Source organism: Rhodanobacter fulvus Jip2 (genome assembly GCF_000264315.1).
Classification (GTDB): Bacteria; Pseudomonadota; Gammaproteobacteria; order Xanthomonadales; family Rhodanobacteraceae; genus Rhodanobacter; species Rhodanobacter fulvus.
Window position 1 is genome coordinate 92,579 of the sequence record NZ_AJXU01000007.1, and the last position, 14,750, is coordinate 107,328.

A 14,750-nucleotide genomic window follows, 5' to 3' on the forward strand; every position below is an offset into this window, starting at 1 on the left:
CCCGGCCTCGCCGCGCTCTTGCTCCCTCCCCTGCTCGCAGGGAAGGGCTGGGGAGGGGTCGCTTTTGATCTTGTCTCCGCCCTTTCGCCAACCCCACTTCCCGGGCGGTCAGCTTTGCGGCCCCTACTCTCCCGCCACCGTCATCCGCTCCACCAGGATCGAGCCGGTGAGGATGTGCGAGCGCGGATCCACATCCGTGCCCACCGCCACGATGCCGGCGAACATGTCGCGCAGGTTGGCGGCGATGGTGACCTCCTCCACCGGATAGGCGATCACGCCGTTCTCCACCCAGAAACCCGCTGCGCCGCGCGAATAGTCGCCGGTGATGGTGGACACACCCTGGCCCATCACCTCGGTCACCAGCAGGCCGGTACCCAGGCGCTGCAGCATGCTGGCGAAATCGTGGCGCGACTGGTCGGCGCTGCCCGCATCCACCACCAGGTTGTGGACGCCGCCGGCATTGCCGGTGGAGGCCAACCCCAGCTTGCGTGCCGAATAGCTGCCCAGCACATAGCGCGCCAGCACGCCGCCTTCGACCAGCGCGCTGTCGCGCGTGGCCACACCTTCGGCGTCGAAATTGGCCGAACCCTGGCCGCGCGGCAGTCGCGGCCGCTCGTTGATATTGAGCCAGGCCGGCATCACCGGCTTGCCCACGTGATCGAGCAGGAAACTGGCCCGGCGATACAGCGCGCCGCCACTCACCGCACTCAGCAGGTGGCCGATCAGCCCGCGCGCCAGCTCCGGCGCGAACAGCACCGGGCATTGCCGCGTGGACAGGCTGCGCGCGCCCATCCGCGCCAGCGTGCGCTCGGCGGCCTTGTCGCCCAGCGCCCTGGCGCTGATGAAATCGCCGGCCGCGCGTACGCTGTCGTACCAGTAGTCGCGCTGCATGCCGTCGTCGTCGCCGGCAATCAGCGACAGCGACAACGAATGCCGCGTGCCGCGTTCGCGGCCCACGAAACCATGCGAGTTGGCGTACACCGAAAGCCCCTGCCCGGCCTGCACGCCGGCGCCGTCGGAGTTGGTGATGCCTGCATGGGCGCGGCCGGCTTCCTCGATCTCGATGCCCAGCGCGATCGCCTGCGCGGTGTCGATGTCCCACGGATGCCAGGTGTCCAGGTCAGGAAAGCTATCGGCCATGCGCGCGGGATCGGCCAGGCCGGCGGCGGGATCCTCCTCGGTATAGCGGGCGATGGCGCAGGCCTGGTCCAGCGTGGCCTGCAGCGAATCGGGATGCAGGTCGGCGGTGCTGGCCGAACCCTTGCGCTGGCCGAAATACACGGTCAGCCCGAAGCCGCGGTCGCGCGTGTGCTCCACCGTTTCCACCTCACCCAGGCGCACGTTCACGCTGAGGCCGGTATCGATGCTGGCGGCCACCTCAGCCTGGCTGGCACCGGCGGCGCGGGCGCGACGGATCACGTCCTCGGCCAGTTCGGCCAAGCGGTCCAGATCCTGCTGGCTGCTGTCGCGGGTGCTGCGATCCTGGCTGGTAACTTCGCTCACATCGGTTTCCTGCAAATTGAAGAGGGTAGAATGCACGGTTCGCAACCGTTCGACTGCCCGACATGGGGTCGACGCGGCCAAATGAAAAGCGCGCCAGCCGAAAGCAGGAAACCGCCATGACCGTGGTCGCCGGCGTCTACCGCCACTACAAGGGCCAGCCGTATCGCGTGCTGGGCACCGCCCGCCACAGCGAGACAATGGAGCCGCTGGTCGTCTACCAGGCGCTCTACGGCGAGCGCGGCCTGTGGGTACGACCGGCCGCGATGTTCAGCGAAATCATCGAGGTGGACGGTGCGCCGGTGGCGCGCTTCACCCTCGAACAGGCCGACGCCTGACCCATTACAGGATGACACCGTGAGCCCCAGCCGCAGCCGCAACCAGACCGAACTGTCCGACGAGGACTACGGCCCCAGCCGCACCCAGCAGCGCCGCGAGGCGCTGGCCACGTTGACCCTGGCCCGGCAGCTGGTGGAGCTGCCGCCCACCCGGCTGGCCAAGCTGCAGTTGCCCGATGACGTGCGCGACGAGGTGGCCACCACGCGCCGCATCACCGCCCACATCGCGCACAAGCGGCAGCTGGCCTACCTGGCCAAGATCATGCGTCGGCATGGCGACGAGGCGTTCGAGTCGGTGCGCGCCGAACTGGGCGAAAACCGCGATCGCCAACGCCAGGAAAAAGCCGCCATGCACCGGCTGGAAGCGCTGCGCGAGCAGTTGCTGGGCGAGGACGAAAACGCCCTGTCGGCGCTGATCACGCAGCATCCGGGCCTGGACAGGCAGCACCTGCGCTCGCTGATTCGCCGGGCCCGCAGCGAGCGCGACGGCAACAAGCCGCCGCGCGCCTACCGCGAGATTTTCCAGTTGCTGAAGGAATTGACCGCTGACGGTGATGGCGACCCGGCGTCGGAGGAAGCGGTGTAGAACCGCTTTTTTCTTTCATTGCGGGAGCGGGTTCAGCCGCGACGCTTTTGCTCCAGACCAAAGCAAGAGCATCGCGGCTGAAGCCGCTCCCACAGAACCCTTCCCCAGCGGCTGCTACCGATTCGCGGTATCCAGCCAGAAGCCGCCGATACCCGCCACGCCCTGCGCCCCCGCCGCGCACGCTTCCTGCGACATCAACGGATCCATGCCACCCAGCGCATAAACCGGCAATGCCGCCGCTTCAGCCAGCGTGTGAAACGCCGGCCAACCCAGCGGCGCGGCAGCCGGATGGCTGGCGGTCGTGGCGACCGGTGACAAGGTGGCGAAATCCGCCCCCAATGCCACGGCGCGGGCCAGCTCTTCCGCATCATGGCAACTGGCCGCGATCAACTGACGCCATGGCAATGGGCGCTCCGCCAGGGGAATCAATTGCGCCGCTTTCAGATGCACGCCGATGCCCAGCGCACGTGCGCCACCGACATCCTCATTCAACAACAGTCGGGCGCCGTGCCGTTCGGCAAGCGGCAACAAATCCACCGCCAGTTCACGCACCGCAGCGCGCGGCCACAGCGGCAGGCGAAGTTGCAGCAAGCGTTCGCCGCGCACGATGGCGGCGGCCAGCCGTTCGCGCCAATGATCGCGCTGGGCCAGTGGCACATCGGCCGGGGTGATGGGATACCTTGCGGGCAATCGCAACGCCTGCAACAGCGGACGATCGGCCGGTGCCAGGTGCGCCGGGTCGACATCGGCCGGCAATTGCCAGCGCAGCGCCTGGCCTTCCAGTGATCGCGGTTCGCCGCGCCAGCGGGTGACGCGCCAGGCATCGAGCAACAGCTCGTGGTGGTTGTAACGCCAGGGAATGCGGATCAGCGGCGCGGCCTGTTCCACGGCCACGCCCAGCTCCTCGTCGAGTTCGCGCACCAGCGCCGCCAGCGGCGTCTCGCCCGCTTCGAGCTTGCCTCCGGGAAATTCCCAGGCGCCGGCCAAGTGCTTGCCCGGCGGGCGCTGGGCCAGCAGCAAGCGGCCATCGGCGTCGATCAGCGCGGCCGCGACCACGTGCACGACGGCGACCCGGCTCAGCTGTTGCGCAGGTATTCGACCATGTCGAAGGCGTAGGCATGCTCCGCATCCGCCGCGTGGTGCACGCGCGACACCTCGGTCCACTCGCTGAAATGCACGCCGGGGAAGAACGCGTCGGCGCCATCGATGGCGGCGCCGACCCAGGTGAGATACATGCGGCGTGCCTTGGGCATCGCCTCGGAAAAGACCTGGCCGCCGCCGATCACCATCAACCCGGTGCCGCAAAGCGCTTGCGCCTCTTCCACCGAGCGCACGGTGATCTGGCCGGGAAACGGTGCCTCGTGCTTGCGCGACAACACCAGGTTGGTGCGATCCGGCAGGGTGCGGCCGATCGATACGGCCGTGTTGTAACCCATCAGCACATGCTTGCCCACGGTCAGCTGCTTGAACCAGCGCAGGTCGTCCGGCAGATGCCAGGGCAACTGGCCGTTGCGGCCAATGGCAAAGTTCTCGTCGAGTGCCGCAATCAGCGATATGGCCATGAAGAAACTCCAGGATGCAAAAGTTTGGTGATCGGGCAGGAGCCTGCGGCAGGCACGGTGCTTGGCATCACCATTCTAGCGATGAACACGGTCGCGGTGATGCCACGCGCCTCGTCGAACCGCTATACCGCCACCGGCGCCTTGATCGCCGGATGCGATGCGTAATCCTCGATGACGATGTCCTCGTAACGGAACGTGCCCAGCTCGCGCACGGCCGGGTTCAATGCCAGCCGCGGCAGCGCCAGCGGCTCTCGCGTCAGCTGCAGGCGCGCCTGCTCGACATGGTTGTTGTACAGGTGCGCATCGCCTAGCGTATGGATGAAATCGCCCACCTGCAGGCCGCACACCTGCGCCACCATGTGGGTGAGCAAGGCGTAGCTGGCGATGTTGAACGGCACGCCCAGGAAGATGTCGCCCGAGCGCTGGTACAGCTGGCAGCTGAGCTTGCCGTCGGCCACGTAGAACTGGAACAGCGTGTGGCAAGGCATCAAGGCCATTTTCGGCAGCTCGCCCACGTTCCAGGCGCTGACGATCAGGCGGCGCGAATCCGGGTTGCGGCGGATCTCGTCGACCACCCAGCGGATCTGGTCCACCGCCTCGCCGTCGGCGGTGGGCCACGCCCGCCACTGCTGGCCGTAGACCGGCCCCAGATTGCCCTCGGAGTCGGCCCACTCATCCCAGATGCGCACGCCGTGTTCTTTCAGGTAGCCGATATTGGTGTCGCCACGCAGGAACCAGATCAGCTCGTGCACGATCGATTTCAGGTGCAGCTTCTTGGTGGTGACCAGCGGAAAACCTTCCGCCAGGTCGAACCGCATCTGCCAGCCGAACACGCTGCGCGTGCCGGTGCCGGTGCGATCACTTTTTTCGGTGCCATGGTCGAGGACGTGGCGGAGCAGGTCGAGATAAGCGCGCATCGGACAAGTATAGGTGGCGGCGCCCTGTACGCGAACCGTCGGGCCAGCCTCCTTGCCATTCCCGCGTGATCCGAACGGGGCTTAGACTCGGGCTTTTCCAACGACGAGAGCGACGCCATGGCGCAGTGGTACTTCAGTTACGGCAAGAACACCGAGCGGTTGGGTCCGTTCGACGATACCGCGGCGAAGGCACAGGCCCGGCGCCAGCCCGACGGCTACTGCTGGAGCGAGGGTTTTGCCGAATGGAAACCGATCCGCAGCGTAGCTGCGCTGGCCGACGAAGCCACACTGGTGCCACCGCCGATGCCGCCATCGATGAGCGGCAGCCGCGCGGACGAGATCGACTACCGCATCGTGGGCACCGACATGCAGTTCGTGGAGATCGAGCTCGACCCCGGCGAAAGCGCCATCGCCGAGGCCGGCGCGCTGATGTACAAGGAGTCGGCGGTGCAGATGGATACCGTGTTCGGCGACGGCGCCAGCAGTGGCCAGTCCGGCGGTGGCCTGATGGACAAGCTGCTCTCCGCCGGCAAGCGCGTGGTCACCGGCGAAAGCCTGTTCACCACCGTGTTCACCCATCGCGGCCAGGGCAAGGCCAAGGTGGCGTTCGCCGCGCCCTACCCCGGCACCGTGATGGCGATGAAGCTGTCCGACCATGGCGGTCGGCTGATCTGCCAGAAGGACGCCTTCCTGGCCGGCGCCCGCGGCGTGCAACTGGGCATCTTCTTCCAGCGCAAGATCCTCACCGGCCTGTTCGGCGGCGAGGGTTTCATCATGCAGAAGCTCGAAGGCGACGGCTGGGTCTTCGTGCACGCCGGCGGCACCGTGATGCAGCGCGAACTGGCGGCGGGCGAGCGGCTGGATGTGGATACCGGCTGCGTGGTGGCGTTCCATGACGGCGTCAGCATGGACGTCCATCCGGTGGGCGGCATCAAGAGCATGCTGTTCGGTGGCGAGGGCATGTTCCTGGCCACGCTGACCGGCCCGGGCACGGTATGGCTGCAGTCGCTGCCGTTCTCGCGCATGGCCGGCCGCATGTTGGCGGCAGCGCCGCAAGGCGGCGGTCAGCGTCGAGGCGAAGGTTCGATCCTCGGCGGCCTGGGCGACATCCTGGGCGGCGATCGCAACTTCTGACGGCTCTCCCTGAATGTGGGAGCGACTTCAGTCGCGATGCTCTTGCTCTGTGGCTCCAAGGCAGAAGCATCGCGACTGAAGTCGCTCCCACAATCCGCGGCCCGTCAGGCGTTTGCCAGCGGCAGCGTCGGCGCCCGGCGCGACATCGCGATCAGCACCACGCCGATGACGATCAACGGCAGCGACTGCATCTGCCCCATCGTCACCCACGACGTACCGAACAGGTAGCCCAACTGCGGATCGGGCACGCGCACGAATTCCACCGCGAAGCGGAAACAACCGTAGAGCAGCGCAAACAGCCCGGAAACCAGATAACGCGGCCGCGGCTTCAACGACACCAGCCACACGATGACGAACATCACCGCACCTTCCAGCAGCATTTCGTACAGCTGCGACGGATGCCGCGGCAAGCCGCCGTATTGCTGCAAGGTGGGCCACAGTGCGGGATGGCTGGTTGCATAGGCCACATCTTCCGCATGCGCGTTGGGGAAAATCATGGCCCACGACAGCGAGGTGGGCTTGCCCCACAGCTCGCCGTTGATGAAATTGCCCAGCCGGCCCAGGCCCAGGCCGATCGGCACCAGCGGCGCCACGAAATCGATGGTGTCGAGGAAATGCAGGCTCTGTCGCCGCGACCACCACCAGCCCGCGGCCAGCACGCCCAGCAGACCGCCGTGGAAGCTCATGCCGCCGTCCCACACCTTGAACAATGCCAACGGATCGCGCCACATCCAGCCGATGCCGCCCTCGTAATAGAACAGCATGTACCACACGCGCCCGCCCACGATCACGCCCATCATGCCGTAGAAAAACAGATCCCCCAGCGCGTCGCGGGTCACCGGCAAACGACCGCGACGGCGGCGGTATTCGCCCAGCACCGCCACGAAGAAGAACCCGAGCAGATACATCAGCCCATACCAGTGGACCTGGATCGGGCCAAGCTGAAAGGCGACCGGGTCGAACGCGACGATGTGGGGCTGGGACATGGCGGCCAGACTGGCAAACAATTGCCTAGTGTAGCGGGCCGCGAATAGGCGGACACCCACTTACCGGCCCCTTTTACTGTGGCTAGAATCCGCCGAAGCAGACCGGTTCCATCGGGGACTGGGACGGATAGCAGGTTTGCGAGTTACACATTCGACCGGATCGCCACGCCTGTCGCGGCGAAAGCCTTCACACGGAACGTACCAGGGGAAAACCGATGTCTCATCGCGTCATGCGGACAGCACTGTCCGCGTTTTGCCTGCTGCTGCCTGCCGTCGCTGCAGCGACCGACCTGATCCCGGTCGAGAACTTCGCGCGTCACGCATTGTTGTCCATGCCGACACTCTCGCCAGACGGCAAGCATCTGGCGGTAAACATGAACGAAATCGACGGCGACTCGCACACGTTGGCGGTCTACGACCTGGACGACATGACCCGGCCGATAAGCATGCTGCGCCTGCCCAAGTACGAGCTCGCCACCGGCATCACGTGGGTCAGCAATACCCGGCTGGTCGTGGAAAAAGGCAAGCAATACGGTTCTATCGACAAGCCCGTAAGCACCGGCGAGATCCTCGCCACCGATATCGATGGCAAGCATCAGGATTACCTGTACGGTTTCGAGAGCAAGTTCGGCACGCGGGCGGCGACGCGCGGTACCGACCGCGGCTGGGGTTTCGTGGACGGATTGCCCACACCTGCCAATGGCCACTTCTACATGGCTACGCAGAACTGGGACAACAATGACTACAGCACCCTGTACGACGTCGACGCAACCCGAAATACCCGCAAACTGATCGGCAAGATCGGCGTGGGTGGATTGAGTTTCATGGTGGACGCCGGTGGGCAGGCCGTCTATGCGTACGGCCGTGACGACAGCTGGAATTATGTCGTCTATCGCCAGGGGCCGCATGGCTGGCTCCAATTGAGTCCTGCCACGATCGGAGGCAGCTTTACTCCGCTGTTCCCCACCCCGGACGGGAAGCGCATCTACGCCAAGTACGACGGCGGCGGTGGACCGCTTTCACTGGTGGAACAGGACAAGGACGGCGGCAACCGCAAGACGCTCGCCAGCGACGCTTTCAGCAGCATCGGAAATATCCAATGGACGGCTTTGCCCTACCGACCATTTGCCACGACACCCGCCACCGGCCTGCCGATGGTCACCTACATCGACGCCACCTCGCCGGAAGGCAAGCTGCACCAGGCGCTCAGCCTGAAGTTTCCCGGCAAGCTGGTCAATTTCATCAACTACAGCGAGGACGGCGGCAAGCTGTTGTTTTCGGTCAGCAGCGACCGCGACCCGGGAACCTATTTCCTGATCGACACGCACGTCTACAAGGTGACCCAGTTGTTCGCCGTGGCGCCGTGGATCAACCCGACGAAAATGGCCGAGCGACGGCCACTGCATTTCAGGACCGATGACGGCGTCGAGCTGGACGCCATCCTGACGATTCCCAACGGCGTCAATCCGCGCAACCTGCCGATGGTCCTGCTGCCGCACGGTGGCCCGGTCGGGGTGCAGGACGATTGGTTCTACGACACCGACGCACAGTTCCTGGCCAATCGCGGCTATCTGGTGCTGCAAGTGAACTATCGCAGTTCAGGCGGCCGTGGCGCGGATTTCCTGGAGGCCGGCTACCTGAAGTGGGGCACCCGCATCCAGCAGGATCTGATCGATGGCGTGAAGTGGGCGATTGCCGAGAAATATGCCGACCCTCAGCGTATCTGCGTTTACGGCGGCAGTTTCGGCGGTTACTCGGCGATGATGACCACCATCCGCGCACCAGGCATGTTCAAGTGCGCCGTCGGCTACGCCGGTATCTACGACCTGGGCATGATGTACAAGAAGGGTGACATCAAGAGCGACGAGTCCGGTCGCAGCTACCTCAAGACGGTGATCGGCAAGGACGATGCCGACCTTGCCGCCAACTCCCCCGACAAGCTGGCCGACAAGATCGACGTGCCAGTGCTGCTGATCCACGGCGAGGACGACAAGCGCGCACCGTTCGCGCAAGCCAAGGCGATGCGCGCCGCACTGGATGCCGCGCACAAACCCTACGAATGGCTGAGTAAGCCTGGCGAAGGCCACGGTTTCTACGACGAGAAGAACAACATCGAGTTCTACAACCGTCTGCAGGCTTTTCTGGAAAAGCACATCGGCAAGGGCGCATGACCGATACGCCAGTCAGGTAAACCCGCCATGTCGCCATGGCGGCGTCTCGCCGGACTTCGGCTCAGAGCAATACGGGCCGATCCGGCAACTCGTCGGGGTTGGCGCGGTCGGTGCCGGGAAAATGCTGCGCCAGCAGGGCATTGGCGCGAGCGATGCCTTCGAGGCTGCCGTCGCGCCATCGCCCGCCGGCGTAGTGCTGCTGAATGCGCGCGCAGAGCGCATCCCACTCGCCGGCCGCCACTGTCGCGGCGATGCCACGGTCTACGACGATCTCGATGCGGTGCTCGGCCATCAGCACGTAGAACAGCACGCCTGTATTGAGCTCGGTGTCCCACACCCGCAACTGCGCGAACAGCTGTCGGGCACGCATCGCCGCGTCGAGGCCCGCCAACACATCCAGCGGCGCCAGCCGCGACTCCACCACGAAACGGATCTCGCCCAGGTGGGTACGCTCACCCGCGGTGATCGCTGCGGCCATATCGTCCAGCAACGCGGCCGGGAAGCGTCGACGCAACTGGAACCAGCCGCCGCACAGGTTTGCCCATAACCGCACCATGCGCCCCATCACCAGCTCCCCGAAGAACCGCCGCCGCCGAAGCTGCCGCCACCGCCGCTGAAACCACCGCCACCGCCGAAGCCGCCGCCACCAAAGCCGCCGCCACCGCCGCCGAAACCACCCCAGCCGCCGTGGCCGATCGAGCGGGCCGCGCCCCCGGGCAGCAGCATCAGCAGGCCGCCGATGATCGCGCCCACGATGCCGGCGCCGATCGAGATCAGCAGCCACAGCAACCCGCCGACCAGCACCGCGCCCGCCGGCGCACGCAGCCACGACGGCGCACGCGCCAGCAGGTTGCGCAGGAACAGGGCGGCAAACAGGCCGATCATCAGGCCGCCCTGCAGGCCGAGGCCGGGCCGCTCGCGCTCGGCGTTGCCCTGCACCGGCGGGGGCAAGGGTTCGCCGTTGATCAACTGGGTCAGCGCGCCGACCGCATCGCTGATACCGCCGAAATAGTCACCGCTGCGAAATTTCGGTGCGATGTACTCGCGGATGATGCGCGCCGTGGCGGCGTCGGGAATGGCACCTTCCAGGCCGTAACCCACCTCGATGCGCACGTGGCGATCGTCCTGGGCGACCAGCAGCAGCACGCCGTCATCGGTGCCCTTGCGGCCGATCTTGTTGGCTTCGGCCACCGCCAGCGAGTAGCTCTCGATGTCCTGCTCGCCGGTGCTGCGCACCATCAGCACCACCAGTTGGGCGCCCTTGCTGCGCTCCAGCGCCACCAGTTGCTGGTCGAGCTGGTCGACCTGCGCGGCCGTGAGTGTTCCGCTCAGGTCGGTGACGTGGCGCTTCAGTTGCGGCACGGTATCGGCCGCCTGCAGCAGGAACGGCCACAGCAACATCAGCGCCAGCACGGCGCACCAGCGCGGCATGCGCGGGAATCCCATCAACGGGTGGCGGCGGGTGCTGGCGCCGTGGTGCCGAAATCGACCGTGGGCGCGGTGGAGATCGCCTTCTCGTTGTCCACGCTGAAGTTGGGTTTCACCTTGTAGCCGAACATCTTGGCGGTGAGGTTGTTGGGGAACGTGCGGATCATGCCGTTGTATTGCTGCACCGCCTGCACGTAGCGGTTGCGCGCCACGGTGACCCGGTTCTCGGTGCCTTCCAGTTGCGCCTGCAGGTTCTGGAACAGGCCGTTGGCCTTCAATTCGGGATAGTTCTCACTGACCACCATCAGCCGTGACAACGCACTGCCCAACTCGCCCTGCGCTGCCTGGAACTGCTGGATCTTCTGCGGATCGTCCAGCGAATCGGCGTTGATCTGCAGGCTGCCGACCTTGGCGCGCGCCTGGGTCACCTCGACGAAAACCTTTTCCTCGTGCTGCGCGTAACCCTTGACCGTGTTGACCAGATTGGGCACCAGGTCGGCGCGCCGCTGATACTGGTTGAGCACCTCGGACCAGGCGGCCTTGACTGCCTCATCCTGCTTCTGGATCGCGTTGTAGCCGCAACCGGTGAGGCTGAAGGCGAGCAGCAGCAACACGAGATGGCGAAGAGGTTTCATGGGCGGCTCCGGTCGGTGGAGGCGCCATTGCAGCATTACCGCCCGGCCCGCGCAAATCGAAGCGGGCCGGGCCACGGCAAGCCGGATGTCACATTACGGCGCTCCTGCGCGGCGGCTATCACAGCGTGGTCGGCGGCGCCCCGGTCGGCGATCGTGGACATGCGCAACCGACGACGCGGCCAGCTGCCCGCACCGAGCGCCGGCCAGCTGCGCACGATCGTCCGGACGTGCGCTCCCGACGCCGTGAGCTGCGCATCGGTCCAGCCGCCGGCAGCGCTGGCGCCGGGTACCAGCGCCGCGGCGCCTTCAGCCTTGTCGGTGATGCTCCAGTTGACGTTGCTGATGTGGTTGGCCTTGAGAAAGGCCATCCACGCGGCGGTCTCGCCTTCGGCCACCGCGCCATCACCATTGGCGTTGACCGTGCCCCATTCCGTCACGAACAACGGCGCACCCTTGTCCAGCGCCACCTGTGCCTTGTCCCGCAACGCTTGGCCATGCGTGCCGGCGTAAAAATGCAGGGCGTAGGCGATGTTGGCGTAGCCGGTAATCGGATCGGCTGCGGCCACATCCACGTCCTGCGACCAGTGGGGCGTGCCCACCACGATCAGGTTGTCCGGGTCGATTGCGCGGATGGCGTCGATCACGGCTTCGGCGTACGGCTTCAACGTATCGGCCCACGAAACGTCCAGCGGCTCGTTGTAGATCTCGTAGATCACGTTGTCGCGATGGCCGTACGTGCGCGCCATGTCCTGGAAAAACGCCACCGCCTGCGCGCGGTATTGCTCGGCATGGTGCGAGTGCCAGTCGATGATCACGTACATGTCGTTGGCGATGGCCGCATCCACCAGGGTCACCACGCGCTGTTTGTTCGAGGCATCGGCCAGATAGCCGCCGGGCGCGTCCACGCCCATGGCGGCGCGCACGATGCCGGCGTTCCAGTCATTTTTCAGCCAGGCCACGGCCTGGGCGTTGTAGAACCGCTCACCGCCCCAGCCGCTGTTGCTCCAGAAGAAGCTGTTGCCCGACACGCTGCCCGGCTGGCCACCGATCAACACCTTGTTGCCGTGGGTGGACAACGGCGCCACGGCGCCCTGCGCGGCCGCGGAAAGCAGCCACAGGCTGGCGGCAAGCGCGGCAAATGCCCCGCGGAAGCAGGGTTTTTCGCAAGTCATGATTGTCCCCCTGCAACACGGCGCAACGCGGCCCCGCCGCGTGTCACCGCCTATGTCTCAGCCGAAAAAGCGCGGCCCGATCACCAGCGCCCAGCTCAATACCACCAGCATCATCAACACGAACACGGCGGCCGAGCCCATGTCCTTGGCACGGCCGGCGAGCTCGTGGATCTCCGGGCAGACCTTGTCCACCACCGCCTCGATCGCCGAATTGAGCAGCTCGGCCGACAGTACCAGCAACGGCGGGCCGGCCAGCGCCAGCTTCTCCACCGGGCCATGCCCCAACCACAAACCCAGCGGCACCACCACGATGGCCAGGCATGCCTCCAGCCGGAACGAGGCTTCGTGTCGCCAGCCGGCCTTCAGGCCCTTCATCGACCAACGGAAGGCGTTCCAGACTTGCCGCGGCCCGCGAAAACCTTCAGCAGCCATGCACGGCAACCTCGCGGCGCGATCGACCATCGGAAAGCTGTGGCCGGAAGGGGGCCTCGCTGCTGAAACCATGGAGCATGGCGGATGGAACTCTCGGTCGGATGGCGATGGCGCCGAGCGCCGATGATGCCACAGCAGGCCCGGCGCAACATTGAAAACCCGGCCGGATCGTCCACGATTTGCGGGCGCTGTCACGCCGCAGTGCAGCTGGCGCCTGCGCCGAAGTGGGGTACCCTCGCCCGGTTGTGGTGCAGTACGGCCGCGCACGTACCTGTGCCCGCCGCGCTGTTGTTTTGAATCGCGTACGGAATCGTCAATGGCAACCCAGAATCCTCCGGTTTCACAAACCCGCTCATTCAGCACCGTCTTCCTGATCGAGATGTGGGAGCGCTTCGGCTTCTACGGCATGCAGGTGCTGATGGTTACCTACATGGTGAAACGGCTGGGCTTCGTCGACAGCAAGGCGAACCTGGTGTGGGGTGCGGCGGCGGCGTTGATCTATGCCACGCCGGCCATCGGCGGCTGGGTGGGCGACAAGCTCATCGGCACCCGCCGCACCATGCTGCTGGGCGCGGTGGTGCTGGCCGTGGGTTACGCGATGCTGTGGATTCCCTCGGGCAGCGAGTACCTGCTGTATTGCTCGCTGGGCGTGATCATCGTGGGCAACGGCTTCTTCAAGCCCAACGCCGGCAACCTGGTGCGCAAGATCTACGAGGGCGACGACACCAAGATCGACAGCGCCTTCACCATCTATTACATGGCAGTCAACATCGGCTCCACCATCTCGATGTTGCTGACGCCGTGGATCCGCGACTACGTGGGTGCGAAATACGGCGACGCCTGGGGTTGGCACACCGCCTTCGGCGTGTGCGCCATCGGCCTGGTGCTGGGGCTGCTGAACTACTCGCTGATGCATCGCACGCTGGCGCACGTGGGCGCGCCCGCGGACAGCGAGCCGGTGAACGTCAAGCGCCTGGGTGCGCTGCTGGTCGCCGGTGCGGCGATGGTGTTCATCGCCGCCTTCATCCTGCAGAGCGAGCTGGTGGCGCGGATATGCGTGTACGCGGCCGGCGTGGCGATCCTGGGCATCTTCATCCACCTGATCCGCAGCAGCCGGCAGCATGAGCGTGCCGGCCTAGTCGCCGCGCTGGTGCTGACGGTGCAGACGATCTTCTTCTTCATCTTCTACCAGCAGATGTCCACCTCGCTGAACCTGTTCGCGCAGAAGAATGTCGACCTGTCGTTCGACGTGTTCGGCCTGCACTTGTTCAACTGGATTCCCGAGCAGTTCCAGTCGCTCAACGCGATCTGGATCGTGGCGCTGAGCCCGGTGCTGGTGCTGATCTACAACGCGATGGGCAAGGTCGGCAAGAATCCCGCGGTGGCGGTGAAATTCGCCTGGGGCTTCGCCGCGGTGGCGGCCGGCTTCTTCATGTACGGCGTGGGCGCAAGGTTTGCGGTCAACGGCCAGATCTCGTCGTGGTACATGGTGTGGGGCTACGGGCTGTATTCGCTGGGCGAACTGCTGGTCAGCGGCCTGGGCCTGGCGATGATCGCCCGCTACGTGCCCGCGCGCATGGGCGGTTTCATGATGGGCGCCTATTACGTCGCCTCGGGCATCTCGCAATACCTGGGCAGCGTGGTGGCGAACTTCGCCAGCATCCCGCAGCACGTGGCCGACCCCACCGTGTCGCTGCCGATCTATACCAAACTGTTCAACCAGCTCGGCGTGGCGGGCGTGGTCTGCACGGCGATCGCGCTGGCGATGCTGCCGTTGATGAAGAAGCTTTCGGCCAGCCATTCCGACGCGGCCAACAACAACGACCCGCTGCCGCCGGTACGCAGCGCAACCATCCCACCCTCTCCCTGATCCAGCGGTGAGCGCGCCT

Annotated in this window: 15 protein-coding genes; 5 read left to right on the forward strand and 10 right to left on the reverse strand. The window is 65.7% G+C overall.

Annotation, left to right across the window (positions count from 1 at the left end; genetic code table 11):
* Positions 1–123: 123 nt before the first annotated feature.
* Positions 124–1,503 (reverse strand): metalloprotease PmbA, encoded by a 1,380-nt coding sequence (gene pmbA / locus UU9_RS01580; RefSeq protein WP_007079957.1) that lies wholly within the window; start codon positions 1,501–1,503, stop codon positions 124–126.
* Positions 1,504–1,619: 116 nt separating this feature from the next.
* On the opposite strand from pmbA, the gene UU9_RS01585 reads away from it, so the two are divergent.
* Together UU9_RS01585 and yjgA are read left to right on the forward strand one after the other, a co-directional pair.
* Entirely contained in the window at positions 1,620–1,838 is a 219-nt protein-coding gene (locus UU9_RS01585) for a DUF1653 domain-containing protein (RefSeq protein ID WP_007079958.1), read from the forward strand.
* A gap of 19 nt (positions 1,839–1,857) precedes the next feature.
* Entirely contained in the window at positions 1,858–2,424 is a 567-nt protein-coding gene (gene yjgA / locus UU9_RS01590; RefSeq protein ID WP_007079959.1) for a ribosome biogenesis factor YjgA, read from the forward strand.
* Between the two features lie 114 nt (positions 2,425–2,538).
* Here the strand turns inward: yjgA and UU9_RS01595 are convergent, their stop codons facing one another.
* The 3 genes from UU9_RS01595 to UU9_RS01605 all read right to left on the reverse strand — a co-directional run bounded on the left by UU9_RS01595 (position 2,539) and on the right by UU9_RS01605 (position 4,903).
* Positions 2,539–3,486: a Nudix family hydrolase gene (locus UU9_RS01595; RefSeq protein ID WP_007079960.1), complete on the reverse strand. Its 948-nt coding sequence runs from the start codon at positions 3,484–3,486 to the stop codon at positions 2,539–2,541.
* A 14-nt stretch (positions 3,487–3,500) separates the two neighbouring features.
* Positions 3,501–3,986 (reverse strand): dihydrofolate reductase, encoded by a 486-nt coding sequence (locus UU9_RS01600; RefSeq protein ID WP_007079961.1) that lies wholly within the window; start codon positions 3,984–3,986, stop codon positions 3,501–3,503.
* Positions 3,987–4,108: 122 nt separating this feature from the next.
* Positions 4,109–4,903 (reverse strand): thymidylate synthase, encoded by a 795-nt coding sequence (locus UU9_RS01605; RefSeq protein ID WP_007079962.1) that lies wholly within the window; start codon positions 4,901–4,903, stop codon positions 4,109–4,111.
* Positions 4,904–5,020: 117 nt separating this feature from the next.
* On the opposite strand from UU9_RS01605, the gene UU9_RS01610 reads away from it, so the two are divergent.
* A complete protein-coding gene (locus tag UU9_RS01610) occupies positions 5,021–6,037 on the forward strand; it encodes a TIGR00266 family protein (RefSeq protein WP_007079963.1) in 1,017 nt (338 codons plus the stop codon).
* Positions 6,038–6,141: 104 nt separating this feature from the next.
* On the opposite strand, the gene lgt is transcribed toward UU9_RS01610, so the two are convergent.
* Positions 6,142–7,023: a prolipoprotein diacylglyceryl transferase gene (lgt, locus tag UU9_RS01615; RefSeq protein WP_007079964.1), complete on the reverse strand. Its 882-nt coding sequence runs from the start codon at positions 7,021–7,023 to the stop codon at positions 6,142–6,144.
* A gap of 215 nt (positions 7,024–7,238) precedes the next feature.
* On the opposite strand from lgt, the gene UU9_RS01620 reads away from it, so the two are divergent.
* Entirely contained in the window at positions 7,239–9,194 is a 1,956-nt protein-coding gene (locus UU9_RS01620) for an alpha/beta hydrolase family protein (protein WP_237710195.1), read from the forward strand.
* Positions 9,195–9,255: 61 nt separating this feature from the next.
* Here UU9_RS01620 and UU9_RS01625 read toward each other — a convergent pair whose 3' ends face one another.
* Genes UU9_RS01625 through UU9_RS01645 form a run of 5 tightly spaced genes read right to left on the reverse strand, consistent with a single transcriptional unit; the run spans position 9,256 to position 12,861 of the window.
* Positions 9,256–9,759 (reverse strand): TPM domain-containing protein, encoded by a 504-nt coding sequence (locus UU9_RS01625; RefSeq protein ID WP_007079966.1) that lies wholly within the window; start codon positions 9,757–9,759, stop codon positions 9,256–9,258.
* Complete coding sequence (locus UU9_RS01630; protein WP_007079967.1) at positions 9,759–10,625, reverse strand: TPM domain-containing protein; 867 nt, start codon at positions 10,623–10,625, stop codon at positions 9,759–9,761. Before UU9_RS01630 ends, UU9_RS01625 begins: the two co-directional genes overlap by 1 nt.
* Before the next feature lie 14 nt (positions 10,626–10,639).
* Positions 10,640–11,257: a LemA family protein gene (locus tag UU9_RS01635; RefSeq protein ID WP_007079968.1), complete on the reverse strand. Its 618-nt coding sequence runs from the start codon at positions 11,255–11,257 to the stop codon at positions 10,640–10,642.
* 35 nt (positions 11,258–11,292) lie between these two features.
* Entirely contained in the window at positions 11,293–12,429 is a 1,137-nt protein-coding gene (locus UU9_RS01640) for a glycoside hydrolase family 5 protein (RefSeq protein WP_007079969.1), read from the reverse strand.
* Positions 12,430–12,486: 57 nt separating this feature from the next.
* Positions 12,487–12,861: a diacylglycerol kinase gene (locus tag UU9_RS01645; RefSeq protein ID WP_040669948.1), complete on the reverse strand. Its 375-nt coding sequence runs from the start codon at positions 12,859–12,861 to the stop codon at positions 12,487–12,489.
* A gap of 316 nt (positions 12,862–13,177) precedes the next feature.
* Here UU9_RS01645 and UU9_RS01650 point away from each other — a divergent pair, with 316 nt between their 5' ends.
* Positions 13,178–14,731 carry a peptide MFS transporter gene (locus UU9_RS01650; RefSeq protein WP_007079971.1) on the forward strand — a complete coding sequence of 518 codons (1,554 nt, stop codon included), beginning with the start codon at positions 13,178–13,180 and terminating at the stop codon, positions 14,729–14,731.
* The last annotated feature ends 19 nt before the right edge of the window (positions 14,732–14,750 follow it).

Coding starts and splice junctions, on each gene's coding strand:
- UU9_RS01585 (WP_007079958.1), top strand. CDS start 1,620: ATGACCGTGGTCGCCGGCGTCTACCGCCACTACAAGGGCCAGCCGTAT.
- UU9_RS01600 (WP_007079961.1), bottom strand. CDS start 3,986: ATGGCCATATCGCTGATTGCGGCACTCGACGAGAACTTTGCCATTGGC.
- UU9_RS01605 (WP_007079962.1), bottom strand. CDS start 4,903: ATGCGCGCTTATCTCGACCTGCTCCGCCACGTCCTCGACCATGGCACC.
- UU9_RS01610 (WP_007079963.1), top strand. CDS start 5,021: ATGGCGCAGTGGTACTTCAGTTACGGCAAGAACACCGAGCGGTTGGGT.
- lgt (WP_007079964.1), bottom strand. CDS start 7,023: ATGTCCCAGCCCCACATCGTCGCGTTCGACCCGGTCGCCTTTCAGCTT.
- UU9_RS01620 (WP_237710195.1), top strand. CDS start 7,239: ATGTCTCATCGCGTCATGCGGACAGCACTGTCCGCGTTTTGCCTGCTG.
- UU9_RS01625 (WP_007079966.1), bottom strand. CDS start 9,759: ATGGGGCGCATGGTGCGGTTATGGGCAAACCTGTGCGGCGGCTGGTTC.
- UU9_RS01630 (WP_007079967.1), bottom strand. CDS start 10,625: ATGCCGCGCTGGTGCGCCGTGCTGGCGCTGATGTTGCTGTGGCCGTTC.
- UU9_RS01635 (WP_007079968.1), bottom strand. CDS start 11,257: ATGAAACCTCTTCGCCATCTCGTGTTGCTGCTGCTCGCCTTCAGCCTC.
- UU9_RS01640 (WP_007079969.1), bottom strand. CDS start 12,429: ATGACTTGCGAAAAACCCTGCTTCCGCGGGGCATTTGCCGCGCTTGCC.
- UU9_RS01645 (WP_040669948.1), bottom strand. CDS start 12,861: ATGGCTGCTGAAGGTTTTCGCGGGCCGCGGCAAGTCTGGAACGCCTTC.
- UU9_RS01650 (WP_007079971.1), top strand. CDS start 13,178: ATGGCAACCCAGAATCCTCCGGTTTCACAAACCCGCTCATTCAGCACC.